The 26,375-nt window shown below is 47.6% G+C and carries 27 protein-coding genes and 1 tRNA gene; 7 read left to right on the forward strand and 21 right to left on the reverse strand.

Annotated features, from left to right (window positions below; genetic code table 11):
• Window positions 1-62: 62 nt before the first annotated feature.
• Window positions 63-755 carry a 7-carboxy-7-deazaguanine synthase QueE gene (gene queE, locus ACN0UY_RS11000; RefSeq protein ID WP_417667058.1) on the reverse strand — a complete coding sequence of 231 codons (693 nt, stop codon included), beginning with the start codon at window positions 753-755 and terminating at the stop codon, window positions 63-65.
• A 92-nt stretch (window positions 756-847) separates the two neighbouring features.
• Between queE and queC the strand changes: the two genes are divergently transcribed.
• Window positions 848-1,507 carry a 7-cyano-7-deazaguanine synthase QueC gene (gene queC / locus ACN0UY_RS11005; protein WP_417667060.1) on the forward strand — a complete coding sequence of 220 codons (660 nt, stop codon included), beginning with the start codon at window positions 848-850 and terminating at the stop codon, window positions 1,505-1,507.
• Between the two features lie 4 nt (window positions 1,508-1,511).
• Here queC and nagZ read toward each other — a convergent pair whose 3' ends face one another.
• Window positions 1,512-2,543: a beta-N-acetylhexosaminidase gene (gene nagZ / locus ACN0UY_RS11010; protein WP_417667062.1), complete on the reverse strand. Its 1,032-nt coding sequence runs from the start codon at window positions 2,541-2,543 to the stop codon at window positions 1,512-1,514.
• A 136-nt stretch (window positions 2,544-2,679) separates the two neighbouring features.
• Here nagZ and ACN0UY_RS11015 point away from each other — a divergent pair, with 136 nt between their 5' ends.
• Window positions 2,680-4,014, forward strand: a complete 1,335-nt coding sequence (locus ACN0UY_RS11015) for a S41 family peptidase (RefSeq protein WP_417667064.1) — start codon at window positions 2,680-2,682, stop codon at window positions 4,012-4,014.
• On the opposite strand, the gene ACN0UY_RS11020 is transcribed toward ACN0UY_RS11015, so the two are convergent.
• From ACN0UY_RS11020 to serB, 5 genes are read right to left on the reverse strand one after another with little or no spacing between them, the layout of a single operon-like run.
• Window positions 4,011-4,751 (reverse strand): ABC transporter ATP-binding protein, encoded by a 741-nt coding sequence (locus ACN0UY_RS11020; RefSeq protein WP_417667066.1) that lies wholly within the window; start codon window positions 4,749-4,751, stop codon window positions 4,011-4,013. The two genes, ACN0UY_RS11015 and ACN0UY_RS11020, sit on opposite strands and share 4 nt — an antisense overlap.
• Window positions 4,744-5,703, reverse strand: a complete 960-nt coding sequence (locus ACN0UY_RS11025; protein WP_417667068.1) for a FecCD family ABC transporter permease — start codon at window positions 5,701-5,703, stop codon at window positions 4,744-4,746. Before ACN0UY_RS11025 ends, ACN0UY_RS11020 begins: the two co-directional genes overlap by 8 nt.
• Window positions 5,700-6,428, reverse strand: a complete 729-nt coding sequence (locus ACN0UY_RS11030) for an ABC transporter substrate-binding protein (protein ID WP_417667070.1) — start codon at window positions 6,426-6,428, stop codon at window positions 5,700-5,702. Before ACN0UY_RS11030 ends, ACN0UY_RS11025 begins: the two co-directional genes overlap by 4 nt.
• A 2-nt stretch (window positions 6,429-6,430) precedes the next feature.
• Window positions 6,431-7,792 (reverse strand): DNA repair protein RadA, encoded by a 1,362-nt coding sequence (gene radA, locus ACN0UY_RS11035; RefSeq protein ID WP_417667072.1) that lies wholly within the window; start codon window positions 7,790-7,792, stop codon window positions 6,431-6,433.
• A 17-nt stretch (window positions 7,793-7,809) separates the two neighbouring features.
• Window positions 7,810-8,484, reverse strand: coding sequence for a phosphoserine phosphatase SerB (gene serB / locus ACN0UY_RS11040; protein ID WP_417667074.1), 675 nt, complete (start codon window positions 8,482-8,484; stop codon window positions 7,810-7,812).
• A gap of 178 nt (window positions 8,485-8,662) precedes the next feature.
• Between serB and ACN0UY_RS11045 the strand changes: the two genes are divergently transcribed.
• A complete protein-coding gene (locus ACN0UY_RS11045) occupies window positions 8,663-9,124 on the forward strand; it encodes a hypothetical protein (RefSeq protein ID WP_417667076.1) in 462 nt (153 codons plus the stop codon).
• Here the strand turns inward: ACN0UY_RS11045 and ACN0UY_RS11050 are convergent.
• The 11 genes from ACN0UY_RS11050 to ACN0UY_RS11100 form a co-directional block, all read right to left on the reverse strand.
• A complete protein-coding gene (locus tag ACN0UY_RS11050) occupies window positions 9,104-9,895 on the reverse strand; it encodes a TatD family hydrolase (RefSeq protein ID WP_417667078.1) in 792 nt (263 codons plus the stop codon). The genes ACN0UY_RS11045 and ACN0UY_RS11050 overlap by 21 nt on opposite strands.
• Window positions 9,896-9,921: 26 nt before the next feature.
• Window positions 9,922-11,517, reverse strand: a complete 1,596-nt coding sequence (prfC, locus tag ACN0UY_RS11055; protein WP_417667080.1) for a peptide chain release factor 3 — start codon at window positions 11,515-11,517, stop codon at window positions 9,922-9,924.
• A 109-nt stretch (window positions 11,518-11,626) separates the two neighbouring features.
• On the reverse strand, window positions 11,627-12,268 hold the full coding sequence (locus ACN0UY_RS11060; protein ID WP_417667082.1) for an SCO family protein: 642 nt from the start codon (window positions 12,266-12,268) through the stop codon (window positions 11,627-11,629).
• Window positions 12,269-12,274: 6 nt separating this feature from the next.
• Window positions 12,275-13,015: a formylglycine-generating enzyme family protein gene (locus tag ACN0UY_RS11065; protein ID WP_417667084.1), complete on the reverse strand. Its 741-nt coding sequence runs from the start codon at window positions 13,013-13,015 to the stop codon at window positions 12,275-12,277.
• A gap of 13 nt (window positions 13,016-13,028) precedes the next feature.
• Window positions 13,029-14,180 carry a multicopper oxidase domain-containing protein gene (locus ACN0UY_RS11070; protein WP_339879816.1) on the reverse strand — a complete coding sequence of 384 codons (1,152 nt, stop codon included), beginning with the start codon at window positions 14,178-14,180 and terminating at the stop codon, window positions 13,029-13,031.
• A gap of 32 nt (window positions 14,181-14,212) precedes the next feature.
• The gene (locus tag ACN0UY_RS11075) at window positions 14,213-14,608 is read right to left on the reverse strand and encodes a c-type cytochrome (RefSeq protein WP_417667086.1); all 396 of its coding nucleotides are present in this window, start codon (window positions 14,606-14,608) and stop codon (window positions 14,213-14,215) included.
• Between the two features lie 179 nt (window positions 14,609-14,787).
• Entirely contained in the window at window positions 14,788-15,492 is a 705-nt protein-coding gene (gene deoD / locus ACN0UY_RS11080) for a purine-nucleoside phosphorylase (RefSeq protein ID WP_417667088.1), read from the reverse strand.
• Between the two features lie 8 nt (window positions 15,493-15,500).
• Window positions 15,501-16,721, reverse strand: coding sequence for a phosphopentomutase (locus ACN0UY_RS11085; protein ID WP_417667090.1), 1,221 nt, complete (start codon window positions 16,719-16,721; stop codon window positions 15,501-15,503).
• Between the two features lie 27 nt (window positions 16,722-16,748).
• A complete protein-coding gene (gene deoA / locus ACN0UY_RS11090) occupies window positions 16,749-18,071 on the reverse strand; it encodes a thymidine phosphorylase (protein ID WP_417667092.1) in 1,323 nt (440 codons plus the stop codon).
• Window positions 18,072-18,839: a deoxyribose-phosphate aldolase gene (gene deoC, locus ACN0UY_RS11095; RefSeq protein WP_417667094.1), complete on the reverse strand. Its 768-nt coding sequence runs from the start codon at window positions 18,837-18,839 to the stop codon at window positions 18,072-18,074.
• Between the two features lie 5 nt (window positions 18,840-18,844).
• Window positions 18,845-19,267 (reverse strand): cytidine deaminase, encoded by a 423-nt coding sequence (locus ACN0UY_RS11100; protein WP_417667096.1) that lies wholly within the window; start codon window positions 19,265-19,267, stop codon window positions 18,845-18,847.
• A gap of 174 nt (window positions 19,268-19,441) precedes the next feature.
• On the opposite strand from ACN0UY_RS11100, the gene ACN0UY_RS11105 reads away from it, so the two are divergent.
• Entirely contained in the window at window positions 19,442-19,660 is a 219-nt protein-coding gene (locus ACN0UY_RS11105) for a DUF2892 domain-containing protein (protein WP_417667098.1), read from the forward strand.
• A 10-nt stretch (window positions 19,661-19,670) separates the two neighbouring features.
• Complete coding sequence (locus ACN0UY_RS11110) at window positions 19,671-19,988, forward strand: ArsR/SmtB family transcription factor (protein ID WP_417667100.1); 318 nt, start codon at window positions 19,671-19,673, stop codon at window positions 19,986-19,988.
• Here ACN0UY_RS11110 and rimI read toward each other — a convergent pair.
• The 3 genes from rimI to ACN0UY_RS11125 form a co-directional block, all read right to left on the reverse strand.
• Window positions 19,976-20,449 (reverse strand): ribosomal protein S18-alanine N-acetyltransferase, encoded by a 474-nt coding sequence (gene rimI / locus ACN0UY_RS11115; protein ID WP_417667102.1) that lies wholly within the window; start codon window positions 20,447-20,449, stop codon window positions 19,976-19,978. The genes ACN0UY_RS11110 and rimI overlap by 13 nt on opposite strands.
• Complete coding sequence (locus tag ACN0UY_RS11120; RefSeq protein ID WP_417667104.1) at window positions 20,446-20,817, reverse strand: hypothetical protein; 372 nt, start codon at window positions 20,815-20,817, stop codon at window positions 20,446-20,448. Before ACN0UY_RS11120 ends, rimI begins: the two co-directional genes overlap by 4 nt.
• Window positions 20,818-20,864: 47 nt before the next feature.
• Window positions 20,865-20,941: transfer RNA gene (locus tag ACN0UY_RS11125), tRNA-Trp, on the reverse strand.
• A 178-nt stretch (window positions 20,942-21,119) separates the two neighbouring features.
• Between ACN0UY_RS11125 and ACN0UY_RS11130 the strand changes: the two genes are divergently transcribed.
• Window positions 21,120-22,871 carry an autotransporter assembly complex protein TamA gene (locus tag ACN0UY_RS11130; RefSeq protein WP_417667106.1) on the forward strand — a complete coding sequence of 584 codons (1,752 nt, stop codon included), beginning with the start codon at window positions 21,120-21,122 and terminating at the stop codon, window positions 22,869-22,871.
• Window positions 22,868-26,275, forward strand: a complete 3,408-nt coding sequence (locus ACN0UY_RS11135) for a translocation/assembly module TamB domain-containing protein (RefSeq protein ID WP_417667108.1) — start codon at window positions 22,868-22,870, stop codon at window positions 26,273-26,275. The genes ACN0UY_RS11130 and ACN0UY_RS11135 overlap by 4 nt, the downstream gene beginning before the upstream one ends.
• The last annotated feature ends 100 nt before the right edge of the window (window positions 26,276-26,375 follow it).

Raw genomic sequence — 26,375 nt, forward strand, 5'->3', positions numbered from 1 at the left:
TGGGCACTGGAAACTCAGTATAGGAATAACTAAATGGCAGAGATTAAAAGTAGGCTGAGCGCCTACTCGATTTTGAGATACTTGTGCAACTGGGCAGACAGACGCCAATTTCTCTCGATACAAACCTTAATCGCAAGCTCGGTGGCGCGTGGACGCTGGCTAATCGGTTGTAACGCGATGATAGCCTCAGGTCGTGGCGGACAAGCTTTTAAGAGTTTATCAAACTGTTCAATGTGCTTTTGCATGGCAACCGGGTACTTGATCTCGTTCGCGCGATTCATACAGTCGGGCCGCACAAGATAGCCGCCCGGCATGTCTAACTTAGGCGATACAGTTACCCAAGTAGCGGGCGTTACCTGAATTGCGAACGTTCCACTCGTTTCAATTTGAAGCTGATAGCCCTTTTCCTCTAACGCCTGCCCAAGCGGAATAAGATTAAACATTGCTGGCTCACCGCCAGTAATCACCACATGCTTCGCAGTGTAACCTTTATTCTGAAGCAACTTAACCATTTCATCGGCAGTCATGGAGGCCCAGTTTGAGCTTGGTTGTTGCTTTTCAAAGACCTCTGTTGCATCAACCTGATCACTCTCACGTTGCTCCCAAGTATGTTGCGTGTCACACCATGGGCAACCCACCGGACAACCTTGCAGACGGATGAATATGGCTGGCACGCCAGTGAATATCCCCTCGCCTTGAATGGTTTGGAATATTTCGTTAATCGGATACAGGGTGCTAATAGGATTCTCCAACATCTGCTAAAAGAATTGCGATACAATACACGTGCGCATATTTATACATTGAGCGCATAATTTTAGCGTAAATTCAGTAAGAATAGGATCTTCTAATGGCAAAAGTTGTCGTTATTTACTCAGGTGGTATGGATTCCTTTACCGTGTTGCATCATGCACTAAAGCAAGGACACGACGTATACGCCTTGAGTTTCAACTATGGGCAACGCCACGTTCGCGAGCTCGATGCAGCCGCCACTGTCTGCAAATCTTTAGATATTCATCACAAAGTAGTGGATATTACAGCGATTAATACGTTGCTGGCTGGAAGTTCTTTGACCTCAGATATCGACATCCCTGAGGGGCATTACGAAGCCGAATCAATGCAGTCAACTGTTGTACCGAACCGGAATATGATTTTGCTTGCGCTTGCCATCGGGTACGCGGTGAGCATTAAAGCTGAGGCGGTATATTACGGCGCGCATTCTGGTGACCACGCAATTTACCCTGACTGTCGCCCTGAGTTTGTCGAAAAGATGAATGCCGTTAGCCTAATCGCCAACTATGAACCGATACCTATCGAAGTGCCATTTTTGACCAACACGAAAGCGGAAATTCTTGCAGCTGGTTTAGCCATGGGCCTCGACTACGCGCAAACATGGACCTGTTATAATGGGCGTGAACAAGCATGCGGTAAGTGTGGCGCCTGCGTTGAACGACTTGAGGCATTTGCAGCGAACAATCGTGTTGATCCGCTGCCTTACGCCTCAGTCTAACCTATTACGAGTCAGTTGATTCCGACGCCATTTCTGACAATATTGCCTGCGCTGCGTGCCAGCGCGGGTGATTATGTAGTACCGATAAGGTCATGCCTGCTGGCTTGGCCAACTGTTGGTAGCAGCGTTCTTGTTGTTTATTGAGCTGCGCCAAGCGTGGCTCTATTGCTTCGATGACTTCAATAGCGCCTGCTCTATCATTACAGACCAACACCATGTCACAGCCCGCATCCAAAGCAGCATAAGCGCGATCCGTCATAGAACCCGCAACCGTTGCCCCAGCCATACCTAAATCATCACTAAAAATAATACCTTTAAACTGCAGTTGTGCACGCAGAATATCCTGTAGCCAATAGTGCGAGAAACCTGCTGGTTTATCATCAACCGCCGGATAAATAACATGGGCAGGCATCATCGCATCGAGGCTACTGGCGAGCTCGATAAAGGGTGGAAGGTCGGTCTCAAGAATTTCATTCCAGCTGCGCTCATCAATCGGTATTTCAATGTGTGAGTCGGCACGCACAGACCCATGCCCTGGAAAGTGCTTGCCTGTAGCTTTCATGCCAGCTTGGTGCATGCCTCTGATAAAAGCTCGAGCGACAGGTATGATTTGCTTGGCTTCAGTGGCAAATGCACGGTTACCAATTACTTCGCTGATGCCGTCAACATCGAGCACTGGCGCAAAACTGATATCAATGTCCATCGCCAGCACTTCTGTTGCCATCAACCAACCCATTTCTTGAGCCCAATGTAAGGCCTGCTCATCGCTTGCGGCTTTTACCAAGATATCTGCCATGGCAGGAATTTTGCTAAAGCCGTCTTTGAATCGTTGTACCCGACCGCCTTCATGATCAACTGCAACTATCAGTGGGTTTCTCGCTGCGGCACGTGTTTGTCGCACCAGTTCCACCAACTGCTCAATGTCATGAAAATTGCGACTAAATAAAATCACCCCACCTACCGCTGGATGCGCAAGCAATTCGCGCTCCTCAGCTGTAAGCTCATGGCCTGTTAAATCGATCATTACTGCGGTCATAGATGAATCTCTTAAAAACGACGTGGCAGGCAGTGTGCCAAATTTGATGACGCGCGTCACTAGGGAAAGTTTGGCGATTTGCGTAAAAATCTGTCATCTTAATAACGTACATATTACCTGTAGAGAGATTGATAGAATGAAAACAAATCAAAAGTTTGTACTGTCGAGTCTAGCGAGCTGCTTTATTCTTGCGGGATGCGGAAGTGATAGTGGCGAAGAGTTTACACCTATCGTGGATCAGTGCAGTAACGCTGGTCAAGTGAGTCGTTTTTACGACTACATGCAGGACGACTACTTGTGGAATGAAGATTTGCCAACCAATGTCAATCTGGCGAACTATTCCAATGTGTATGACTTGCTTGAAGATTTGGTCATTCCTGAAGATCGCTACAGTTTCATTTTAACCGAAGAAGAATACCAAAGTCGCTTTGTGGATGCCGAGTATGCCGGACTTGGGTTTAGCTCTCGAATCACCACCGATAACCGTGTTTTTATTAATTACGTTTACGCCGAATCGCCAGCCGAAGTGGCGGGTATGAAACGCTCTGATGAAATCACGCACATTAACGGTGTGTCGGTGCAAACTTTGCTTGAGCAAAACCGCTACGAAGAGGAGCTAGGCGCCAGCGACGTTGGCGTAAGCGTTGAAATTACCTGGCGGGAACAGGCCGGAACCAGTTTTACTGATGTCTTGACCAAAGACATTGTCGAAACCAATACAGTTTTGGCTGTTGACCGCTTTGCAGTTGACGGAAAAGATGTCGGGTACTACGTACTCAATAGCTTTATTAATCGTACCGGTGAAGATCTCAATTCGGCCTATGACCAATTTGCCGGCGTCGATGAGCTGATCATCGATGTTCGCTATAACGGCGGTGGCTTAACACGATTCGCCAACCAAGCGGCAACACAAAGCGCAGGGGATAACGTTATCGGCGAAGTGTTTACCAAGTATCTGTTTAATGCCAATAATTCTGACTCTAACTTTATTGAGCAATTCCAACTGTATGAAGGCATCGAGCAGCTCAACCTGAACCGTGTTTACGTATTAACAACACGGGCCAGCTGTTCCTCATCGGAATTGATCATTAATGCGCTAGACCCATACGTTGAGGTTGTTGTTATTGGCGGGCCAACGTGTGGCAAACCAGTTGGTCAAATTCCTGAACTGCTCTGTGACAAACGCGCTTTTGTCGTCAACTTTGAGACTGTTAATGCGCTTGATGAAGGGCGTTACTTTGACGGCTTAGCACCAAACTGCGCCGCCAGTGACGTGCTTGTTGGTGACTGGGGCTCTGCCGATGATCCGATGTTGCAGGCTGCTGCTTATCACATGACATTTGGCCAATGCGAACCGGTCAGCACCAAAGGCGCAGACTCTGTGCAACGCAGCCAGTCGGCCACAACGAACGCTGTTCGCTTAGAATCACGACCGCTTACATTGCCAGAATTATGGCGTCAGGAACATTAAAGGCGGCGCGGCAACATAGCCACACCTTTTGGATTACATAACCAATCAACGCTAACCTTGTACGCAGTGGCAAGGTTAGCGTCTGTTAATACTTGGTTGGGTGTGCCATGCGCCAGCAAGGCACCATGATGTAAAAGAAGAATTTGATCGCAATATTGCGCTGCCAAGGCCAAATCATGCAGGGCAACAAACACCAGTTTTCCCTGCTGACTGCTAGTTTTAAGCCAATCCATGGTGAGTAACTGATAGTTGAGATCTAAGCTGGCTGTTGGCTCGTCAGCAATTAACAATGGCCGGTTCATGGCATGTGTACAGGCCAACGTCACGCGTCGCTGTTCACCACCTGATAGCTGGGTCACCGCTCGCTCTAAAAGAGCTTCAAGCTCAAACTGTTCAATACTTAACTGACGCCACTGAGCTAACTCTTGCGCGCTAGCACGAAGATTGATTTGCGCAGTTCGCAATAAGTCGGCAACCGTTGCAGGTTCCTGAAATTGTGTTTGCTGTGGAATAAAGGCTAGGTGTTGGCGGCGCTCGATTGCCGACCAGCGCGTTATATCCTGATCACCCCACGTTGCCACGCCTGATACATCGTTAAGTAGCCCGGCGATAATTTTGAGTAGTGTCGATTTACCAGCTCCATTTGCACCAATCACACCAATCAGTTGCCCTGTTCCTGTGCGGAAGCTTAATGATTTAAGGCGCTCCGAGTGTGCAATATTATCCAGTTTAAGCATCACGACTTTCCTGCTTTGTCAGCAGCACCAGAAGCCACGGAGCACCTAATAAAGCAATAACCACACCAAGCTGCAACTCAACACGGGTGTCCATAGATTTTACCAAAGCGTCTACAGCAACCAATAAAACACCGCCAACAATACCGCTGAAAATGACAAGAGGTAACGGGCGGTTAACACCCAGCAGCCGAACCACATGGGGTGCGACTAATCCTATAAAACCAATAATTCCGGCGGTCACTACCGAAGCGGATACCAGCAATGCCACCGCTAACAGTAACAGGAACTTACTTCGCCCTTCATGAAAGCCTAATGTCTCAACGGTTACCTCATCGAAAACTTGTGCCTGCAGGTAACTGCGCTGACTTACCAATAACGCAATCGCAAACACCACAGCCGGAATCATCAACCACACATAAGCCCATCCTCGGTTTGCCACCGAGCCCATTAACCACAACGCCCACTCTTGAAAAGCGAACGGATTGGGCGCCAAATTCAACACCACTGCAATCAACGCGCCGGAAATTGCAGCCAACGCCACACCAACCAAAATTATGCGTATACCACGCGGCTGAGAACCCGCAAAAACCCACAATAAGGCGAGCGTTATAAGCCCTCCAGCCATACCAATAAACGGTAACCACCAAACCACTGGGCTTACTGCACCCCAGTAAAGGGTAACTACAGTAGCCACGGCTGCACCGCCGGCGATACCCGTGATTCCTGGCTCTGCCAAAGGGTTTCGTAACAACAATTGCAAAACACTGCCCGCAACACCTAAAGCAACTCCATTTAACAGAGCCAGCATGAGACGGGGCGCGCGGATTTGTTCAAGAATGTAGTAATCAAGTGTACTTTGCGGAATCAGTGACCAGCTTTGACCACCGCTACCAAGGTGCCAAAGCACAATCAGTAGCGCCAAAGTGGCAATAATTAATAGCCGCACGGTCATGATTGCGTCACCTTATTCAGATAGTCATGGGCGCGCTGGGCTGGACAACCACCCAGCTCTGTCGGTATTTGCACCACCTGCCGCTGCTGCAGCCATGGCTGCAGCGCATTATGCCAAAGCCAGTCGTTTGCGCGCGCATAGTCACTTGCAAAGCCATCCAAAACAACGCGTTGAGGTTGCATCTGAATAAGTTGCTCTAAGCGTATTTGAACCAACGCAACATCTTCATCAGCAACGTTCACGGCAACCCCATGGTGACGCAACATATCAACAATAAAACTGCTCCCACCCCAGCTGTATTGGTTCGGCATAATAATTAATATGTCTTGCTGGAAATTTTTCCCGACCGACATGCGCTGCTCTTGTTGGGTTGCCCAGCTTAAAATCTCATCGTCCAGTTGCAGGGCATCACCGACGGTCGTCAAACTCCGCTGCCACTGTGACCACGAGTTCGGTTCATCCACCAACACAATCTGAGTTGCCTCATCGAGCGCTGCAACTAAGCGCGCATTGGTATATGTACCATAAAGAACAACATCAGGTTGCTCGGCTAAAATACGTTCCAACCGATTTCCATGCACGGTGCTCGGCACAAATTCCCATGACGTCGGCAACCATTGCGGTACCCATGCATCGAAACAAGGATTCAACGATACGAGGCGCTGCGCAGATACATTGCCACTCATCATGCAGGTCATCAAAACCAGACCAAGCGTTCGCAACACTGTCAAATCGCCTCTAAAGCATCTTGTAGGCTTTTAACACCGATAACTTGCATACCTTCTATCGCTTCTTTGGGTTTATTACCAAAAGGTACGATGGCTCGCGTAAAGCCGTGTTTGGCAGCCTCATGCAGGCGTGCTTGCCCATTTGGCACAGGGCGAATTTCACCTGACAGCCCAACTTCGCCAAATACAATTAAGTTTTTCGGTAACTCATTCTCACGAAAGCTTGAGACAATAGCCAACAGCAAGGCTAAGTCAGCCCCAGTTTCGGTAACCCGAACGCCACCAACCACATTCACGAATACGTCTTGGTCGGACATATGTAAACCACCATGCCGGTGGAGTACTGCGAGCAACATAGCCAATCGGGTGGTTTCCATGCCCACTGCAACCCGCCGCGGGTTCGCCAACTGACTTGCATCAACCAATGCTTGTAATTCCACCAATAACGGACGTGTACCTTCCCAAATAACCATCACCACCGAGCCACTACCATGTTGCTCACCGCGCTGTAAAAATATTGCTGATGGGTTAGTCACTTCTTTCAGCCCTTGACCGGTCATTGCGAATACACCCAGTTCATTCGCAGGGCCAAAACGATTTTTATGGCCGCGCAGCGTACGAAACCGTGAGTCAGTGTCACCCTCAAGAAGAATTGAGCAGTCAATGCAATGCTCCAGTACCTTAGGGCCCGCGAGTGAACCGTCTTTGGTTACATGACCAACCATGACAATCGCTACCCCATTCTGTTTCGCGTAGCGAGTTAAGAAGGCCGCACACTCTCTAACCTGTGAGACACTGCCTGGTGCTGACTGAATATCGGCTAAATGCATTACCTGAATGGAGTCAATCACCATAACTCGTGGCTTTTCTTTATCCGCTAAATCACAGATGGTCTCAACTGACGTTTCGGCCAGCATCCGCAGCTTATTAGTTGGCAAATTGAGGCGCTGAGCACGCAACGCAACCTGCTGCAATGACTCTTCACCCGTTACATAGAGCACAGCCATGTTCTCAGCTAAACGGCACATAGTTTGCAGCAGTAAGGTACTTTTACCAGCTCCTGGCGACCCACCTATCAGGATAGCCGAGCCAGGCACAATACCGCCTCCCAATACGCGATCAAACTCTGCAAAACTGCTACTAAAGCGCGGTAGCTCTTCAAGGTTAACATCGCTAAGTGTCTGCACCGTTGCACGCGTAGAGCCAGCATAGCCGCGCCGTTCGGCGCCGGTCGGTTTAGCACTTGCCAGGCGCAATTCTGTAATTGTGTTCCACGCCTTGCACTCAGGACATTGCCCTAGCCAGCGCGCAAAGTCTGCTCCGCACTCATTACATACAAACGTTGTTTTTGTTTTTGCCATAGCGAATTTTTCCTGAGCTACCAAGCGTGTGATGGGGTGTTTATTGTCTGTTGTTCGAAATAACGCACGATGGCCATTAAATCAGGTTCATCAATGACCAAATCTGCAATTTCCCGCAAGGCAGGTTTTGCACAAAATGCAACGCCAAAACCGGCGGCGGTCAGCATAGGAATATCATTGGCACCATCACCAACAGCCAATGTCTGATGCAACGGAACATTAGCTTCACTGGCCCAGCGTTCAAGGCATTCCGCTTTAATTCGGGCATCCACAATGGGCTCGTCAACGTCACCGGTTAGCATGTCATTGTCCCATACCAAGTGATTTGCAAGGCAAAAATCAAGTTTGAGCGCCTTGCTTACCGATGCAGCAAACCAAGTGAACCCGCCTGAAACTAGTGCTGTTTTCCAACCTTTTTGGTGCAACCAGTGCAGCAACTCTTGCGCCCCTGGCGTAAATGGAATGGGGTCAAACAGCTGCTCCAACTGAGCGCGTCGCACGCCACGCAATGCGGCAACGCGTGCCTTTAAACTTTCTGCGAAGTCTAGTTCGCCGCGCATAGCACGTTCCGTAATAAGGCTAACTTCGTTCTTGCATCCCGCTATCGCGGCGATTTCATCAATGCACTCAATGGTTATTAGGGTTGAATCCATATCAAAAATGGCAAGTCCCGGTTTAGAAAAATCAAGCATCAAGCTTTAGCCTCTGGCGTTAATTTTGTTGCGAAACCCATACATATCAACGTATATTTGACCCATGATAAAAATCCCTACTCATGTTAACAGCCTATTTAAACTTGTCTATCGGCGTGGCCGTCGGTTGGGCTTGGCTGTGCTTATCATACTACTCATTGAGCAGTCTTGGACTGCTATGCATACAACCAGTTTGCAGGAGTTTCAAGCGCACAGCCACAACTTAGTGAGCCTAACAGCTGAACAGGCCGCCTCAGAAGCGCACTACTGGCTTGAAACTGATCAAGTCGTGAACTTGCAAGAGTTGGTGAATAACTTACAACAGCAACCGTTTGTTGCTTCAGCTCAAGTTCAAAACCGCTATGGCCAGAACGTTGTAGAGTCGACTTCATTAAGCGATACCGATGAAGTGCAGCAGGCTTTAACCGTCGTGAAAGAAATCACCAATGAAACCCAGGTAATCGGCTACCTAACGTTAACGATAGATGAAACGTTATTATTACAAGGCCCTGTAAAAACCCATGCCTATTTGACTTTTTATGGTCAATTTTTGCTGTTCTTTGCAATTATCGCGGGTGTATTTATCGCAATCACGTTCAACCGCTGGCGTTACCGTCGCTTACCCATGCCAACCAAATAAACGACACGCGTTGTTCCAAGTTGCAACAGCGAGTTCTTCAGCTGATTCCTCCCGCAATTCCGCCAACACCCGAACGACGTTGCTACAGCGAGCCGGTTCATTGCGCCGACCTTGATACCCCGAAATTGGCATATCTGGCGCATCGGTCTCTAGTAGCAAATGCGAGAGCTTTACTTGCGCCACTGCTGCACGCGTTTTACTGGCCCTGTCATACGTAATAGTGCCGCCAACGCCCAGCATAAATCCAAGTTCGATCCACGCATTGGCCTGCTCTTTACTGCCACTAAAAGCATGAATGACACCTGGGTTTTCAGGCAGTTTATTACGAGCTTGCTTCAGTTTACGCAGTAATTCCGGCTGTGTTTTACGGTGGTGAATGACAACGGGACGCTGAAACTCACAGGCGAGGTCTACTTGTGCGGTAAATAATCGGGTTTGAATAGCGTAGTTGTCGCAGCACGCATCCAGACCAATTTCACCAACAGCTGCGGTGGGGTGGCTTTCCAGTTGCTGCGCCAGCCACTGTAAGTCATCATCATGATGTTGCTGAATAAAATACGGGTGCAGCCCAAAGCCTTGCAGCAGCGCAACACCAGCACAATCGCCCGGCCATTGATTGTCGTTACGCGAATTGCTAACGCTTTGTTGACGCGAAACACCGGGCACAAAAATTGCGCGAACACCGGCATTTAAGGCGCGAGCAATAACGTCTTTGCGGTCTGATGCGAAGGCGTCGAAATCAAGATGACAGTGACTATCAAATAACTTCATAACGCCCTCCGACCATTTTAAATAAGTTAATGTTCGCGCGTGTGACTAAACACAATCTCCGGATAGCGCTCCGTGGCTAAACTAAGGTTAACCATTGTTGGTGCAATGTAAGTGAGGTTATCGCCACCGTCGAGCGCCAAGTTTGACTCTGCTTTACGCCGAAAATCATCAAGTTTCTTCGCATCAGAACAGCTTACCCAACGCGCGGTCGCTACATTAATACTCTCATAAACAGCATCCACGTTATATTCAGATTTCAAGCGATGTACAACCACATCAAACTGCAGCACACCGACCGCACCGACAATCAAATCATTATTACTTAATGGGCGAAACACCTGCACAGCCCCTTCTTCAGAGAGCTGCACAAGGCCTTTTAACAACTGTTTTTGTTTCAATGGGTCTTTCAGGCGAATACGGCGGAATAGCTCCGGTGCAAAATTAGGTATACCGCTAAACTTGAATTTCTCGCCGCCCGTAAACGTGTCACCGATTTGAATGGTGCCATGATTGTGTAAGCCGATGATATCCCCCGGATAAGCCTCTTCCACGTGTTCACGATCACCAGCTAAAAAGGTGAGCGCATCTGCAATGCGGACATCTTTACCAATGCGCACCTGATGCATCTTCATGCCCTTTTCATACTTCCCCGAAACGATTCGCATAAACGCCACACGGTCGCGATGCTTCGGATCCATGTTTGCCTGAATTTTGAACACAAACCCAGAAAACGCTGGATGCGTTGCTTCTATCACCTCTGCGTTATCGGTTTCGCGGGACAGTGGTGTCGGGGCCCAGTTAACTAGCCCATCAAGCATATGGTCAACACCGAAGTTTCCTAAGGCGGTACCAAAATAGACAGGGGTTAATTCACCCGCTAAAAACATTTCTAAATCAAAATCGTTCGAGGCGCCTTTTACCAACTCTATCTGCATCCGCAAGTCGTCTGCATAGTCACCAATGCGCTTATCGAGCTCTGGATTATCTAGCCCTTTAATCACATCAACTTCTTGAATGCGGTGACCTTGGCCAGTCTTGTAGAAAATAATTTCATCGTTAATAAGGTGATAAACCCCTTTGAAATTCTTCCCCGAACCAATCGGCCAAGTAATTGGGGCACACATTATCTTCAGTACATTTTCAACTTCATCGAGCAGTTCGATTGGATCGCGAATATCGCGGTCAAGCTTATTCATGAAGGTAATAATCGGCGTGTCACGCAAGCGCGTAACTTCCATTAATTTAATGGTTCTATCTTCTACGCCTTTTGCGCCGTCGATAACCATTAAGCACGAGTCAACCGCGGTAAGGGTTCGATAGGTGTCCTCAGAGAAATCTTCGTGTCCCGGTGTATCGAGTAAATTGACCAAAGCACCGCGATACGGAAATTGCATCACCGAGGTCGTGACCGATATACCACGTTCTTTCTCCATTTCCATCCAGTCAGACTTTGCATGCTGACCTGATTTCTTTCCTTTTACAGTACCGGCCTTCTGTAACTTTTGCCCATGCAACAATACCTTCTCGGTAATGGTGGTTTTACCCGCATCCGGGTGAGAAATGATCGCAAAAGTGCGGCGTTTAGCGACTTCTTTTGCAATTGATTTAGCCAGTTCTGACATGCGTTGACTCTTTTTACCTTAAGGAACAGAATTGAATACGAAAGTGCCGCGAATTCTAACCGAATTCGCGGCACTTTTGTACGATTAACTCAATTCTGGCTTAGGTCACTTAATGATGCAGCAAGTGATTATCATCGATTACTTTAATTAAAGCCGCGGCGGCGGCGTCTATAGGGCGATTCAATCCTTCAGTACGCTGCACAATACGCCCTTGTGTATCGAGCACTGTAACGAGATTACTATGATCAAAATCGCCATCTGAACGTTTGCGATAGCGCACACCTAGCAAAGTAGCCAGCGCGCGAATGTTGTTATCGTCACCATGTAAAAATGTCCAAACATCATCGCCAAGCCCATATTTATCGGCATATTCAGCAAGTGCAGCTGGCGTGTCACGATCTTGATCGAAGCTAACCATGACCAATTTCACATGCGCCTGATACTGCTCAGGCAATGCTTCGAAAACGCGACGCGCATCATTCACTAGCACTGGGCACGCGGTGGTGCAACTGCCGTAAATCATTGAAATCACAACGGGCTGCCCCTGTAGGTCAGCCAGGGTTAAGGTTTCACCGGTGTGGCTCTGCCATGTACCATCTAAATGATAAATAGAGTCGTCCTGGCTTACTTCTGCAGCACCCAACGTGGTGTGGTTTTTGTGATCGTGATGGCTGTGTTGGCTGTGATCTTGCGCAAATGCAGCCCCAGATACCAAGCAGAAAGTTGCGAGCGCCAAAATTAATTTGTTCATCGTTCGTTACTCCATGTCATATGCACAACGGAAACCTAGCGTGCTGGTTGTGCTTTGGGCGCGATAATTACTGCGTGACTGATAGCGGAAGAATGTTGCATAGCTGGCATCGCCAAAGTCAGCCATAAACCGCGCGCTATCGCCGCAAGAGCCCGCCAACAAATCTGTGTTATCGCCGTTAGTGAGCAACAACTGGAAATCTTCCACCCACTCGTTGACTCGATCATGCATATGCATCAATTGTTTCGAGCCACTTTCGATTGACTGCTGTGCGTAAGCGGTCGGATTGCTATGTCGGCCAAACAGCAGCCGCGCATAGGCTTTGTCACTTAGCCCTTGTTGCTGCAGTTGATAATTCGAGGCATATTCCCATTCATCCAGTGTTGGTAGACGTCCACCTTGAGCTGAACAATATGCTCGAGCAGCAAACCAAGACACTTGGGTGATCGCTGAATCGGCGCGCTTCGCAGGAATGCTTTCGGCGCTCGGCCAATCACCTAAATAATTACCATCGTGGAAGATGGCGGCGATATTATCTCGCCGCCACTTCTTATTGGCTTGTGTAAACACCAAGTAATCTGCATAAGTGACTGGTGTCGCATCGAGCTTGAACGCTGGCATAACCACTGTGTCAACGGACTCGTCCAACAATACGGCAGGCTTATACTCGCCGGCTGGAATAATTACCGGGTCTGCATTCACGCTGGCTACTACCAATAAACTCAAAACACTCAGCCACTTAGTCATTTCATCACCTCAATTACTTAGTTTTGCGAGGGCCTGCGTATAAAGCGCCAGCAGCACCACGTTCAGCATCAGCAAATTCATGGTCAACTAACTTGTACACGCCTTCTTCTGGCACAATAAACTCTACGGTTGCGCTGCTACTCGCGCCCAACAGCACGGTCTGCATGCCATACCAAGTGTTACGCGGGTCACCTTCAGCCCACACGCGGTCAAAAATGGCACCAATAACGTGGAAGCTTGAAGTGCCTGACGGACCAGCATTTAAGAAGTGAATACGTACACGGTCACCAGCATTAGATTTCAGCGGGTTTTCGCTTAGAGCTGACACGTGGCCGTTAAATACTACGTGGCTTGGGTCACGTGCTAACGCTGCGGAATGGTCGTAAATGTAGCTATCACCCATTTCTGATAGGTACATTTCTGACTGAACAATTACGTATTCTTGATCAACTTCTTTGTCAGTTGGGTAGCCTTCTTTTGGTGATACAACAACAGCACCATATTGACCCATCGCGGTGTGCATCAACACGCTCGAAGTACCGCAATGGTACATGTAAGTACCCGCATAGTTTGCAATCCATTCAAACTCAATAGTTTCGCCTGGGGCAATAGTCGCCCATTTATCGTTGGCTGCTACGGTACCGCTATGAAAGTCCATTGAGTGCGGCATTGGCGCTACAACAGGTTCATGTTTTTGCAGTTGGTTTTGCGCGACTTGATTGTAGTAAGGCGCTGCACCTTTAAACGGCTTAGTAATAACCACTTCTTCGGTTGAGCGGTTTTTCATTTTGAATACCACACGATCACCTTCGCGAACGTGAAGTACTGGGCCTGGAACACTGCCACCGAATGTCCATGCGTTATAGCTAACACCTGGCGCTACTTCTACTTTTTGTGAAAAAACGTCCATGCGTACTTCGTGTTCTTTATTACCTTTATAATCAAGCTCAGCAAGGTGCGGCACCATAGTTACATAGTCACCAACAACCGCTGGGCCGTTGTAATCTTCACGGTAGATTTTAGCTTTTGGCATGCCGTAGATTTTACCGTCAATTACGTATTCGCTGTCATGCTTAAGTGGAACGTTTGCATCAGCGATTGCTGGTAAACCGGCAATAGAGACTAATAGCGCACTAGCAACTGCAGTTTTAACAAAGTTTTTCATGAGACTTACTCCAAGTAATAACTAATTATAAATTAACGAACCGCTTTAACTTCTTCAGCTGTGACAGTCTTGTTGCCGCCTGCAAACTTCTCGTTCACATAATTCACAACTGCTGCTATGTCTGCATCGCTCATGTATCCCATGGGCGGCATCATGCCGTTGTAATCGGCACCATTGACGGTGATTTTGCCTGACTTACCTGCAATGATTGTTTCCGCCACATAGTCTGGCTTATCGATAATGTTTGAATTACCAGCAAGCGGTGGGAATACTGCTGCCATGCCTTGGCCATTTGCTTGATGGCATGCCATGCAATTTTTTTGATAAACCGAAGCACCCGCGTCCGCTTGAGCGACACCGCTAAAAAGTGCAAGTGCAGCTGCTGCACCAACAAACATGCCTGATTTAATTTGATTAAATTTAGTCATCTTAATACCCCTATCCGAAGTTCTATTTGATGACTATAGATTAGCGGAAGCCCGCTTATTTACGAGTGAAATGAGGGAGTAAGTAGAAGCTACCCCTTTCAGGTTATAGCCTCTATTACCGGGGGGTAAAATTTAATTTTGAATTAGAAAAAGTTATTAAAGGCAGTATTTATTAACAATTAAATGAGGGCATCGAGGGTCAATTGCACCATGTCGCGAAAACCGCTTTGGCGTTCACTTGAGCTCATGGCTTCGCCGCGCGCGATATGATCAGAAACAGTAAGTACTGTCAGTGCCGCAACACCATATTCAGCTGCAACTCCGTACAATCCGGCTGCTTCCATTTCTACACCGAGAATGCCGTGTTTACGGAGTAACTCCAGCCTCGACTTATCGTCCTGATAAAAAAGATCGGCAGAAAACACATTACCAACTCGCACGTTGAGGTTTGTTCGCTCGGCTTGCTCCACCACTTTTCTAAGCAACCCAAAATCTGCAATCGCAGCAAAATCCAAACCATTAAAACGCTGGCGATTTACGCCTGAGTCGGTACTGGCACCCTGCGCTAAAATGATGTCGTGAAGATTGATATCCGGTTGCACTGCGCCGCAACTGCCCACGCGGACAAGTTGCTTAACACCATAAAAGCGGACCAACTCAGTGGCGTAGATTGAACAGGATGGTATACCCATACCGCTGCCCATCACAGACACCGGCACTCCTTTGTAGGTACCCGTGAACCCCAACATATTGCGTACATCGGTTACTTGCTTAGCATCAGTTAGGAATGAACTCGCTATAAATTCGGCACGAAGGGGGTCGCCAGGGAGCAAACAGATTGGTGCAAAAGCATCTTTGGCTGCATTAATGTGGGGTGTCGTCATGATTATATTTACTCAGTTAAAAAGCTTTTGCCGTAATCGAGCGGTGCCAGGTTTAGCCATTGAGCCACTGTTTGGCCTATATCTGCGAAGGTTTCCCGACGCCCCATGGAGCCAGCCTCAATTTTTTTACCAACAGCAATTACCGGCACATACTCTCGCGTGTGATCGGTGCCCGGCCACGTCGGATCACAGCCGTGGTCTGCGGTAAGTATCAATATATCATCCGGTTGCAGTGCCGCTTTGAGTTGGGGCAACAGTTGGTCAAATAACTCCAACGCAGCGGCATAGCCACTTACATCGCGGCGATGCCCGTAGTCGCTGTCAAAATCGACCAAATTGGTGAATATAATACTGTTGTCAGGCGCTTCTTTTAGCTGCGCTATGGTAGTGGCAACCAAAGCCGGTATACCCGTCGCTTTTAGTTGTTTGGTAACCCCCTGATGCGCAAAAATATCGGAAATTTTACCAATACTAATAACTTCACCACCCGCCTGAACAAGCTTATCCAATACCGTCGGGGCCGGCGGTGGAACGGCATAATCGCGGCGGTTTCCAGTGCGTTTGAATGTAGCTGCATCATCACCGATAAATGGACGAGCAATAACGCGCCCAATGTTATATGGCTCAAGCAACTCGCGCGCGACTTCACTCAGGCGGTACAGCCGCTCAAGTCCAAAACTTTCCTCATGACACGCTATCTGAAACACCGAATCTGCCGATGTATAAAAAATAGGTTTACCCGTTCGAATATGTTCTTCACCAAGCTCAGCAATAATGGTGGTTCCAGAGGCATGACAATTACCTAGGTAGCCTGGCAGATTGGCTTTCGCAACAATCGCGTCAAGTAACGAGGTTGGAAATGAATTCTGTGGCTCAAGAAAGTAGCCCCAGTCAAATAAAACCGGTACACCCGCCATTTCCCAGTGTCCGGACGGGGTATCTTTGCCCGACGACAATTCTTGCGCCCATCCAAAACGGCCGGTTATCTCTGCCGCCGGCTCAATGCCTTGGGGCTGTTCATTGGTTGCCCCATAATAGGCTTCACCTAAACCTAACTGAATCAAGTTCGGTATGCTTAATGGGCCAGTTCGCCCGACTTCTGCGCGCCCTTCGGCAGCTTCTTGCGCGATATGCCCAAAGGTATCAGCGCCAACATCACCAAACTTGTCGGCATCCGCTGCTGCACCAATACCAAATGAATCAAGCACCACAATAATTGCACGCGCCATAATATACCGTCCTGTTCGGGGCTAATTCTAATTACGAATATAGCGGTAGATGACTTTACTCGCCGCCACCGGTTCAGCTGCTACTGTCACAGCGTTGCGTACACGTTCTGCAGCAAGTTCCCAACTGTCTTCGTCTCGAGCATAAAGCATCGCGACGGGTGTCTTATTGTCTATATACGCTCCCAAACCCACAATTGCATCAAGACCAACACCAAAATCCAGGCTGTCTGTGCTGCGTTGACGCCCGCCCCCCAGTGCAACAACCGCCATTCCCACCGCACGTGTGTCAATCTGCGTGACGAACCCAGTCGCGTTCACAAATACAGGTTTAGCCACCTTAGCGAGCGGTAAGTGACGATGGTAGTTAGAAAGTAAATCGTTCGGCCCACCTAACTGCCCTACCATTTGGCTAAAGTGCTCTGCTGCTGCACCGCTCGATAAAGCCTGTTCAACCTTACTTTGGGCTTGCTCAAAGTTTTCCGCCAATCCGCCTAACAACAGCATTTCTGCCGAAAGCGCCACGGTCACTTCATGCAGCCGCGGCGCTCTATATTCACCGGTTAAGTACCTAATGGCTTCACGCACTTCAATGGCATTGCCAGCAGACTCTGCCAACACTTGATTCATATCGGTCAGAATAGCACTCGTCGCTAAACCGGCACCGTTGGCCACCACAACCAAGCTTTCTGCAAGCTCTGATGCATCGGATTCGCTCTGCATGACTGCACCATTGCCAACTTTCACGTCAAGTACTAAACCCTCAAGACCTGCTGCGAGTTTTTTTGACAGGATTGAAGCGGTGATCAGCGGAATCGATTCAACTGTTGCGGTAATATCTCGCGTGGCGTAAAAACGCTTATCGGCGGGAGCCAAATCACCCGTTTGGCCAATAATAGCAACACCTGTCAGCTTCACCACACGCCGCAAGGTTTCAAGGTCAGGCAGCGTTTGATAACCGGGTATCGAATCCATTTTATCGAGCGTACCGCCGGTATGCCCTAGCCCACGCCCAGAAATCATCGGCACATAACCGCCGCACGCAGCAATGATTGGACCCAGCATTAAGCTAACGACATCCCCAACACCACCCGTTGAATGCTTATCCAAAACTGGCCCATCCAGATCCATGGCTTTCCAGTTCAACACTGTACCCGAATCGCGCATAGCTAGGGTTAAGGCGACTGTTTCATCGGCCGTCATTCCACGAAAAAATACCGCCATCGCGAGCGCAGATATCTGACTTTCAGAAATCGAGCCTTTGGTAAGCCCCTCAACAAAGAACCTAATTTGGTCAGATGTAAGCACACCACCATCTCGTTTAATTCGAATAATTTCTTGTGGTAAATACATTTAGTATCCTTCGCTAGCCGCTGGATTTTGTCCCGCAAGTGTCGCCAGCAGATTCTTCAATAAACTGCTGGCACCAAAGCGGAAGTGCTCCGCGGTAAGCCATTCGCGACCCATTATCGACTCGGCTAAAATCAAATATTCAGCGGCTTCAGCAGCAGTGCGTACGCCACCAGCTGCTTTAAACCCGCTATTCTTACCGCTAACTTTGATAGCGGTGAGCATAACTTCTGCAGCTTCAAGCGTTGCATTAACAGGCACTTTGCCAGTTGACGTTTTAATAAAGTCAGCGCCCGCTGAAATCGCTATTTCACTCGCAGAACGAATTAAATCTTTGGTTTGCAGTTCACCACTTTCGATAATCACTTTAAGCTGCGCTGTATCTGCACAGACGGTTTTACACGCTGACACTAAATCAAAACCGCATTGGGTGTTACCGTCTTGCAACGCTCGCCAAGGAAATACCACGTCCACTTCATCGGCACCGCAGGCAACTGCGCGTTCAGTTTCAGCAACTGCGCGGGCTATATCTTCACTGCCGAAAGGAAAGTTAGTTACCGTAGCAACCCTTACGTGCGGCAAGTTTAGCCGCTGTAATTCATGCTTTGCCCACACCACCATTTCTGGAAATACACAAACCGCCGCGGGGGAACCAAAAGGCGTATCTGCAGCGGCACACAATGCGCTAATGTCTTTGGGCGTGTCGTTGTTATTTAAGGAAGTAAGATCGGTAAAGTGAAGTGCTTTTAACGCAGCCTGTGAAATATCCATAGCAATTAAACTCTGTATTTTTCGATATCGAAGTGAAAGGCGTCCGGCAGTAACGTCGCAACGGTCCAACTTTTCTGGCCCGTATCGCAGGTTGATATAACTTCCGTTTCTGGTTGAAAAAACTCTGCCATTACCTGCCGGCAAGCTCCACAAGGAGAATAGACTTGCTCACTGGGTGTATAGATAACCAATTGTTTAACTTTAGAGAGGTCAACGCCTTGTGCAACAGCAGTAAAAATTGCAGTGCGCTCCGCACAATTTGACAGCCCGTAAGAAACATTTTCCACATTGCAGCCCGTGATAAGTTTGCCAGCATCCGTGACCAACGCAGCGCCGACTTTAAAACGACTATAGGGCGCGTGTGCATGCGCAGCTGCTGCTTTTGCTGTTACATGCAGATGGTGCAGTTCTGAGCTTTTATTACTCATAATGAATCTTCTTTGTGTATGGCAGTAAAGCTTACTCCGTTAGCCTTTCGAATTAAAGTACGCCAAATGGGGGAGGTTAATTAAGTAATGACTAAATTAATGATGCAAATCACTTTGCGATTATAAAATTTAGAGCTATGCTAATTTAGAAACTTCTTAATTACGGAGAGTATCATGAGTGTAGAACGTGCTTTAACTGCCTTTGCTGGCTTTATGGTGTTATTATCTGTTGCCTTAACCGTATGGGTTCATCCAAATTGGATCTGGTTAACTGTGTTTGTTGGTGCTAATTTATTCCAGCAGTCATTCACTGGCTTCTGTCCAGCCAAGATTTTTCTTAAAAAAGTCTTTAAATTGAAAACCGAGCGCGAGCTCGCTCAATCAAACCAATAGAGAGATAGTTATGAGCATGCTGATGGATGCTGAAATGCAAACCGATGAAGCACAAGATGCCGCAGCGTTCTTGCGCTCAATTGCGAACGAACATCGTCTGCAAATTTTGTGTCACTTGGCCGGTGGTGAAAAAAGTGTTGGTCAATTAAACCAGCATTTTCCGCTTAGCCCATCAGCATTCTCACAGCATTTAGCTGTATTGCGTCAACAAGGGTTAGTGAAATTCAGAAAAGAAGCTCAAACTATTTTTTATTCCATTAATGACCCTGACACCATGCAATTTATGCAGCTTTTGCGCAGTAAGTTTTGCCCAACTTATACCGATTGAATCTCAGTAGGTTTGTTCCAGAGCATCACAATCGCATCCTCTTTCGTGCCACTCAGGGTTGGATAATAATTCTTGCGCAAGCCAATCTCTTGAAAACCCACCTTCTGATAGAGCTTTCGTGCTGCGTTATTGCTTGAGCGCACTTCTAAAAATACCTTCGCCGGCTGCCGAGCCGCTTTCGCCACTACGTACCGAACTAAAGCTTCCGCATAGCCTCGCCGTTGCGCCTGCGGTACAACCGCAATATTAATAATGGTCCATTCATCAGCAAGGGGTTGATGAACTAAGATAAAGGCGTACAACTCGCGTGCATCGTGTGACCAAATACCGAAATTTTGATAATCAGCCTCAAAGCATGATCTTAAATTCATTTCTGACCAAGGTACTTCAGCAGCAGCGACTTCGACTTTACTAACCGCTGGCGTCCAGTCGAGGGGTAAAATGGGGAGTGTTGAGGTCACAACAAGCGGCTAACTATCTGATTCCACGTTTCGCGTTTAGCCGCAGCCGGAAATACGTTGCCAGGCTCTAAGGCTAAATAAATGATGTGTTCTTTCGGCCAGTTTTCGATGGTACTTGCCGCTGTTTCAGCCAGCGCACCAGACTTTTCCTGATCTAACGTGTGAACTAAATCATTCAGCCATTGTGGGCGGTTTACGGGAAGTGGACTGTCGGTCACGATTAACCAACTGCTCAAGCGATAACAATGTCTCTGCTGTCTTGGTGGCACATCCACATTAGTGGAACGCTCATGCCAAAGCGGCAGACCAATTGCTGCTAATGCATTTTGTTGTGATTTATTAAAAAGAGGAGTCGTTCGATCTGTCATGCGATTAGCCTAGCCCAAACGCTCAAGATAAGAAAGCATTAAAAAGCTGGCAGGGGTGGAGGGATTCGAACCCCCAACCGTCGGTTTTGGAGACCGCTGTTCTACCAATTGGAACTACACCCCTGCAATCAAGGTCTGAATTATACTGGCCAAACATTCTCTGGCAAGCTATTTGTAATGTTCTATCGCTTAACTGCGGCATTTTTCACCACTTCACGGTGAGGTGGGTGCTATACTGCTGTTTTTGTATGTACTTATTTGAAAGGTAATTCATGGGTGTTTGCGGTCGCTGTTTTCAGGGAATGTTAATCGTAGTCTCACTGTGCTTCATACAAGTGAGCTATGCGCAGTCGTCGTGGGAGCAAAGTGATGCAAAGCTTGCTGTACGGATTGAAGGAATCGAAGGGCAACTCCTGCAGAATGCTCGAGCTTACATTGGTATCAAAGCACTCGAGGGCCAAACAGTCCCATCGATATTTCGAGTACGTTATCTTGCTCGAAAAGGTGAGCGAGAACTCCTAACGGCTATAGAACCCTACGGTTTCTATAATGCTCAAGTAAAAAGCGAAGTTATTGAGGGAGACGACACTTGGACTGTGATCTATACCGTCGAAGTGGGCCCCGTCACCACCTATGGTGATGTAAATATCCAGCTTACCGGAAGTGCACAATATGATGCCGCATTTCAGAAATTGCTCGAAGAAAGGCTTCCCTCTCGTGGCCAACCATTTAACCATCAAGCCTATGAAAATTTAAAATCCGGACTACGTAATCTGGCAGCAGAGCGCGGTTATTATGATGCTCAGTTCTCGACACATAACATTAAAGTAGAGCGCGACAAGCAGGTTGCGAATATGACGTTGGTGTTTGAATCTGGCGAGCGTTATTTATTTGGTGAAACCGCTTTCTGCTGTTCGTTTCTTAATGAGAGTTTGCTTGAACGTTTCATCCACCACCAACGCGGTGAACCATTTAACACGCGTGCACTGCTTGATTTGCAAGTTGACTTAGCCGGAAGTGAATACTTTAGTGCCGTTGAAGTATCACCGCGATGGGATCAAGCAACAACCAATCAAGTGCCTATTGATGTAACCCTATCGCCAAATAAGCGCGACCGTTATCAAGTCGGTTTAGGTTATGGTACTGATACCGGCGCACGGATTACCATGGGCTTCGATCGGCGCTGGGTGAATGATCGTGGCCATCGTTTGAGTAGCGTAATTCGTTTATCTGAAGTACAAAATACAGGCTATGTAAGTTATATAATTCCCGGCAATGATCCGGCTCGAGACTCTTATAGTTTTAACGGTGAGATAACCGATCGCTCCTTTGAAGCGCAGCGTTCAAAGTTATACCGCGCCTCCTTTAAAGACATAAGACACTATGAACGATGGCATCGCACTTACCAGTTAGCCTATCAACGCGAAGAGTTTTCGTTTGGTGATGAGCCTACAACCAGTTCAAACTTTCTAATTCCCTCGGTTGAATGGAGTCTTATCGAAAGCTCCAGTCTGCCGGCAAATCGTAATATTATCGATGATGGATACCGTATCTCCATTATGCTGCAGGGCGCCCATGAGAGTTTCATGGCGGACACAAACTTTGCCTCGGTAAAATTGAGTGCGAAATGGGTACATCGACTGAACGACGAATGGCGTGTGCTTATGCGAAGTGAAGTTGGTGCTTTACAGACAGATGATTTTGAGGTGCTTGGTTCAACATTGCGCTTTTTTGCCGGTGGTGATCATAGTGTCCGCGGTTATGCATATCAGCAGCTTGGCCCCACTAATGATGAAGGTGTTGTGGTCGGTGGTCGCTTTATGACTGCAAATTCTATTGAAGTGGATTATGCCTTCAAATCGAACTGGCGGGTCGCTCTTTTTACCGATATCGGTAACAGTATGATGGACTGGAACGATCGGCTGAAACAATCGGTCGGTTTTGGTATTCGCTGGGTCTCGCCCATAGGCCCGGTGCGGTTAGATTTAGCTATGGCCATGGACGAACCAAGTAACCCATGGCGTTTACACTTGACGCTGGGGCCTGACTTATGAAGTTCGTAAAATATCTCGCCTGGCTCATTGTGATTCTGTTCGTTATTATACCAAGCGCCATTGTGGCTTTACTGATGACCACCAATGGCTCGCGCTTTATCATCGACCAGTCCACGCGTTTCACGCATCTTGAAATCAATTACACGGCCATACAAGGAAACCTGCTGAGTTCACTTGAACTAACCGGTTTAGAGATAAAAAACGAGTTTTGGCAACTCTCTGCGGATACGGTAAAAGTCTCGTGGCAACCAATGGAGCTTATAGAAAAAAGGTTGGTTTTCGAGCAAGTTAACACCGACAAGCTGTTGTTTAAAACATTCAATACCGCTGCGCCTCAGTCAACTGATACAACAATTACGTTGCCAGATATTCAGTTGCCAATTCACCTAGTAATTAAACAGTTCAGCACCACGAAAAGCGCGTACGCCTCGCCCGAAGCGACAACGTCACTGCCCAACCTGAGTGGGCAATTGGCATGGAAAGGTGATCAACTCTCCATACCCAATCTACAAATAAATTATGAAGCTATCGATGCAACAGTTGCTGGACGAATTCAAACCTCGGGTACATATCCGTTGCGGCTTAACGCTAAGTGGTTCATGGCTGACCCAATCAAAGGTGCGCAGATTGCTGCAGTGTCTGGTCAATCGACACTAGTTGGTGACGTAAAGCAACTTCGTATCGAAAACGCGTTTAGCGTTTCATCCAACGCAACGAAGCAAATGGCTGCTATAGATATTAAGAACCTGCTTGATAACCCCAGTTGGCTTGGCAAGGTTGAGCTTAACCAGCTAGCAGTCGCACCTTTCTTACCGATGTTCCGTGAACAAGACTCGCCATTATATAGTTGGTTAAGCAATAGTTCGACAAGCGCACTTGCGACAGTCGACAACCAACAAATTATGATTGAGCGATTAAACGTAGACCAGATTGGCGACAAGCTCGGCACCATTGAGCTACGGGGTGTCGTTTCAAACTATCTGCAAGCGACAACGGCTCCAGAGCAGGTTGATTTCGACGTAAATCTAACCGCGCAGCGTATCGCAGTTCCGAATGAACTCATTCCACAGCCTCTATATTTTGAATCGGCTGTCGGCGAAGTGCGCGGCAATTTATCAGCCTATGAACATAAATTTGTAGCTGCAGGAGCGTATGCAGATAATCAGTCGGTTAATATCAACTTTCACGGTCAAGGAAGTGCGGAGAACATTAATTTTGAAGTTGCTTCCATAACTTCCAAACTAATTACTACAGAATTTACCGCACAGGCCAACTGGGCATCCGAACTTAAAGCAGAGTTAGATATACACAGTCTCACTGCCTTTCCGCCTGAGTTAGCTAGCTACAGTGACCCCGAGCTATCTGCAAAGGGTAAACTGTCCTTCCTCAGCAATCGCCTAAGCGCCCACGATTTCAATATTTCGTGGATGGATAACGAGGTTGTACTTGATGGCGCGATGACGAAGGAATCACCACTATCTGCATTAATTAAGATACCAAACCTCGAGGCGCTTTATGACAACGACTATCTGGCTGGAACACTCGATGTGAAATTAGCTGTCGTTGGTCAAATTGATAAGTCGTTACAAATAGAGGTTAAAGATTTTAATGCGAATCATCCCGACTTTGGTCAATGGCGCACCAATAAACCAGCCACAGTTAATTTACCAGTCGATCAGCCTCTTGCCTTTTCGGTAACCGATTTTTGCGTTATTTCTAAAGGTAGAACAGCTGCTGCCGAACTATGTTTAGCAAGCGCATCTGAAGGCACAAAGCAAACCACACAAATAAATGGTTCGAATCTGCCATTAGCATTACTCAACCGATTTAGATCTGCTGAGGTTGCTGAAAGAATTTGGGGGCTCGCTACTCTTAATAGCACCATCGTGTATGACACAGAAACTTGGACGCTCGATCACACTCAAGGTAACGTGGGTAGTGAGCGTACTGTTTTGTTCGCGCTTGATGAAGAAGTGAGCACGCGATTTGAATACTGGCGAATTAATTGGGCCGGAAATACCGAATCGATCAAAGCAGAAGTTACTGCTGAATTAGAAGAAGACCGTGGTCTCGTTATAGGAGACATCACTATCTCTGACCTGACGGATGTCGCAGCACTGCAAGGCGAGATCATCATGGAGCTGCATGACCTCACAGTACTACAGTGGGTATTGCCGGATTTACGATATGAAGAGGCCCAAGCATTAGCCCTAATCACCATTGGTGGCAACGCCAAGGCACCTGAAATAACCGGTTCCGTTGAGCTTGCAGCAAAAGAGATTGGCTTTGCACAAAGTGGCTTACTGCTTACCGATGTCAGAATCGCGGCTTTTGACACGCCGAATGTTGATGCTTCAATTACTCTTGATGGCCAAGCACAATCGGGCGATGGCTGGATAAGTATAAAAGGCAATGTTCAGCCCCTGGCAACTGAACTTGATATACAAATTGAAGGTGAAAGCTTCCGTGCAGTGCAGTTACCGACAGCCACTATCGATGTCAGCCCGAATATCAATATTCGTGTAAAGAATCAACGTATCGACATTACCGGCGATGTGCTCATTCCTTACGCTGTAATTGATCAACCTGAACTCAGCGAGATTGCAACCACACCCTCTGCAGATGTGAAAGTATTTGAAAATGGCGAACCTGTAACGCAACAAAGCGATTCTATTTACCCTTTATATGCCGACGTAAGGGTAACCTTAGGGGATAAAATTCAGGTGACAGGTTTTGGTTTTGAAGGTGAACTAGCTGGAAGCCTTCGTGTTTCCGAAACTCCAAGTCGTGCTCTAACCGCTACCGGCGGTGTTTCCGTTACCAAAGGTTTTTATGAGCTATATGGTCAACGTTTAGAAATTGAACGGGGCTCTTTAATTTATAGCGGTGGGCCAATAGCTAATCCAGGTTTAGATTTGCGGGTTGTTCGAGCACAGGAAAATATTATCTCAACAGAACGGGTTTCGGTTGGCGCACAAATTAGTGGAACACTCCTAGAGCCAGACTTCCGGCTGTATTCAACGCCAGCAATGCCTGACAGTGAAGTGTTGTCGTACTTAATACTCGGTCGAGGTTCTGGAGTAAGTTCTGCGGGCAATGAGAACTTGCAGTTACAAGCACTGATACTGTTAGGGTCTAAGGGAACAGATTTACTCGGAGAGTCCCTACAAGATACCTTTGGGTTTGATGAGTTTGGTATTGATTCTACGATGAACCCGAACGATACGTCATTTTACGTGGGCAAGTACTTATCACCGAAGTTATATGTGAAATATGGTGTGGGCTTATTTGAGAACACCAATAGCTTTTTAATACGCTACCTACTATCTGAGAAGTTGATTATCGAGACGACGACCAGTGGTCAATCTCAAGGCGGCGATATCTTCTATACAATAGAAAAGTAAGAAGGCGTTAATCGTTAATCGTTAGGCATAAAAAAACCCCGAGCGTTAGCTCGGGGTTCTCGATTTAAAGCCTGGCGGTGTCCTACTCTCACATGGGGAA

The sequence above is a fragment of the Pseudidiomarina sp. genome, assembly GCF_048268165.1.
Classification (GTDB): domain Bacteria; phylum Pseudomonadota; class Gammaproteobacteria; order Enterobacterales; family Alteromonadaceae; genus Pseudidiomarina.

Coding starts and splice junctions, on each gene's coding strand:
- queE (WP_417667058.1), bottom strand. CDS start 755: ATGTTGGAGAATCCTATTAGCACCCTGTATCCGATTAACGAAATATTC.
- queC (WP_417667060.1), top strand. CDS start 848: ATGGCAAAAGTTGTCGTTATTTACTCAGGTGGTATGGATTCCTTTACC.
- nagZ (WP_417667062.1), bottom strand. CDS start 2,543: ATGACCGCAGTAATGATCGATTTAACAGGCCATGAGCTTACAGCTGAG.
- ACN0UY_RS11015 (WP_417667064.1), top strand. CDS start 2,680: ATGAAAACAAATCAAAAGTTTGTACTGTCGAGTCTAGCGAGCTGCTTT.
- ACN0UY_RS11020 (WP_417667066.1), bottom strand. CDS start 4,751: ATGCTTAAACTGGATAATATTGCACACTCGGAGCGCCTTAAATCATTA.
- ACN0UY_RS11025 (WP_417667068.1), bottom strand. CDS start 5,703: ATGACCGTGCGGCTATTAATTATTGCCACTTTGGCGCTACTGATTGTG.
- radA (WP_417667072.1), bottom strand. CDS start 7,792: ATGGCAAAAACAAAAACAACGTTTGTATGTAATGAGTGCGGAGCAGAC.
- serB (WP_417667074.1), bottom strand. CDS start 8,484: ATGCTTGATTTTTCTAAACCGGGACTTGCCATTTTTGATATGGATTCA.
- ACN0UY_RS11045 (WP_417667076.1), top strand. CDS start 8,663: ATGCATACAACCAGTTTGCAGGAGTTTCAAGCGCACAGCCACAACTTA.
- ACN0UY_RS11050 (WP_417667078.1), bottom strand. CDS start 9,895: ATGAAGTTATTTGATAGTCACTGTCATCTTGATTTCGACGCCTTCGCA.
- prfC (WP_417667080.1), bottom strand. CDS start 11,517: ATGTCAGAACTGGCTAAATCAATTGCAAAAGAAGTCGCTAAACGCCGC.
- ACN0UY_RS11060 (WP_417667082.1), bottom strand. CDS start 12,268: ATGAACAAATTAATTTTGGCGCTCGCAACTTTCTGCTTGGTATCTGGG.
- ACN0UY_RS11065 (WP_417667084.1), bottom strand. CDS start 13,015: ATGACTAAGTGGCTGAGTGTTTTGAGTTTATTGGTAGTAGCCAGCGTG.
- ACN0UY_RS11070 (WP_339879816.1), bottom strand. CDS start 14,180: ATGAAAAACTTTGTTAAAACTGCAGTTGCTAGTGCGCTATTAGTCTCT.
- ACN0UY_RS11075 (WP_417667086.1), bottom strand. CDS start 14,608: ATGACTAAATTTAATCAAATTAAATCAGGCATGTTTGTTGGTGCAGCA.
- deoD (WP_417667088.1), bottom strand. CDS start 15,492: ATGACGACACCCCACATTAATGCAGCCAAAGATGCTTTTGCACCAATC.
- ACN0UY_RS11085 (WP_417667090.1), bottom strand. CDS start 16,721: ATGGCGCGTGCAATTATTGTGGTGCTTGATTCATTTGGTATTGGTGCA.
- deoA (WP_417667092.1), bottom strand. CDS start 18,071: ATGTATTTACCACAAGAAATTATTCGAATTAAACGAGATGGTGGTGTG.
- deoC (WP_417667094.1), bottom strand. CDS start 18,839: ATGGATATTTCACAGGCTGCGTTAAAAGCACTTCACTTTACCGATCTT.
- ACN0UY_RS11100 (WP_417667096.1), bottom strand. CDS start 19,267: ATGAGTAATAAAAGCTCAGAACTGCACCATCTGCATGTAACAGCAAAA.
- ACN0UY_RS11105 (WP_417667098.1), top strand. CDS start 19,442: ATGAGTGTAGAACGTGCTTTAACTGCCTTTGCTGGCTTTATGGTGTTA.
- ACN0UY_RS11110 (WP_417667100.1), top strand. CDS start 19,671: ATGAGCATGCTGATGGATGCTGAAATGCAAACCGATGAAGCACAAGAT.
- ACN0UY_RS11120 (WP_417667104.1), bottom strand. CDS start 20,817: ATGACAGATCGAACGACTCCTCTTTTTAATAAATCACAACAAAATGCA.
- ACN0UY_RS11130 (WP_417667106.1), top strand. CDS start 21,120: ATGTTAATCGTAGTCTCACTGTGCTTCATACAAGTGAGCTATGCGCAG.
- ACN0UY_RS11135 (WP_417667108.1), top strand. CDS start 22,868: ATGAAGTTCGTAAAATATCTCGCCTGGCTCATTGTGATTCTGTTCGTT.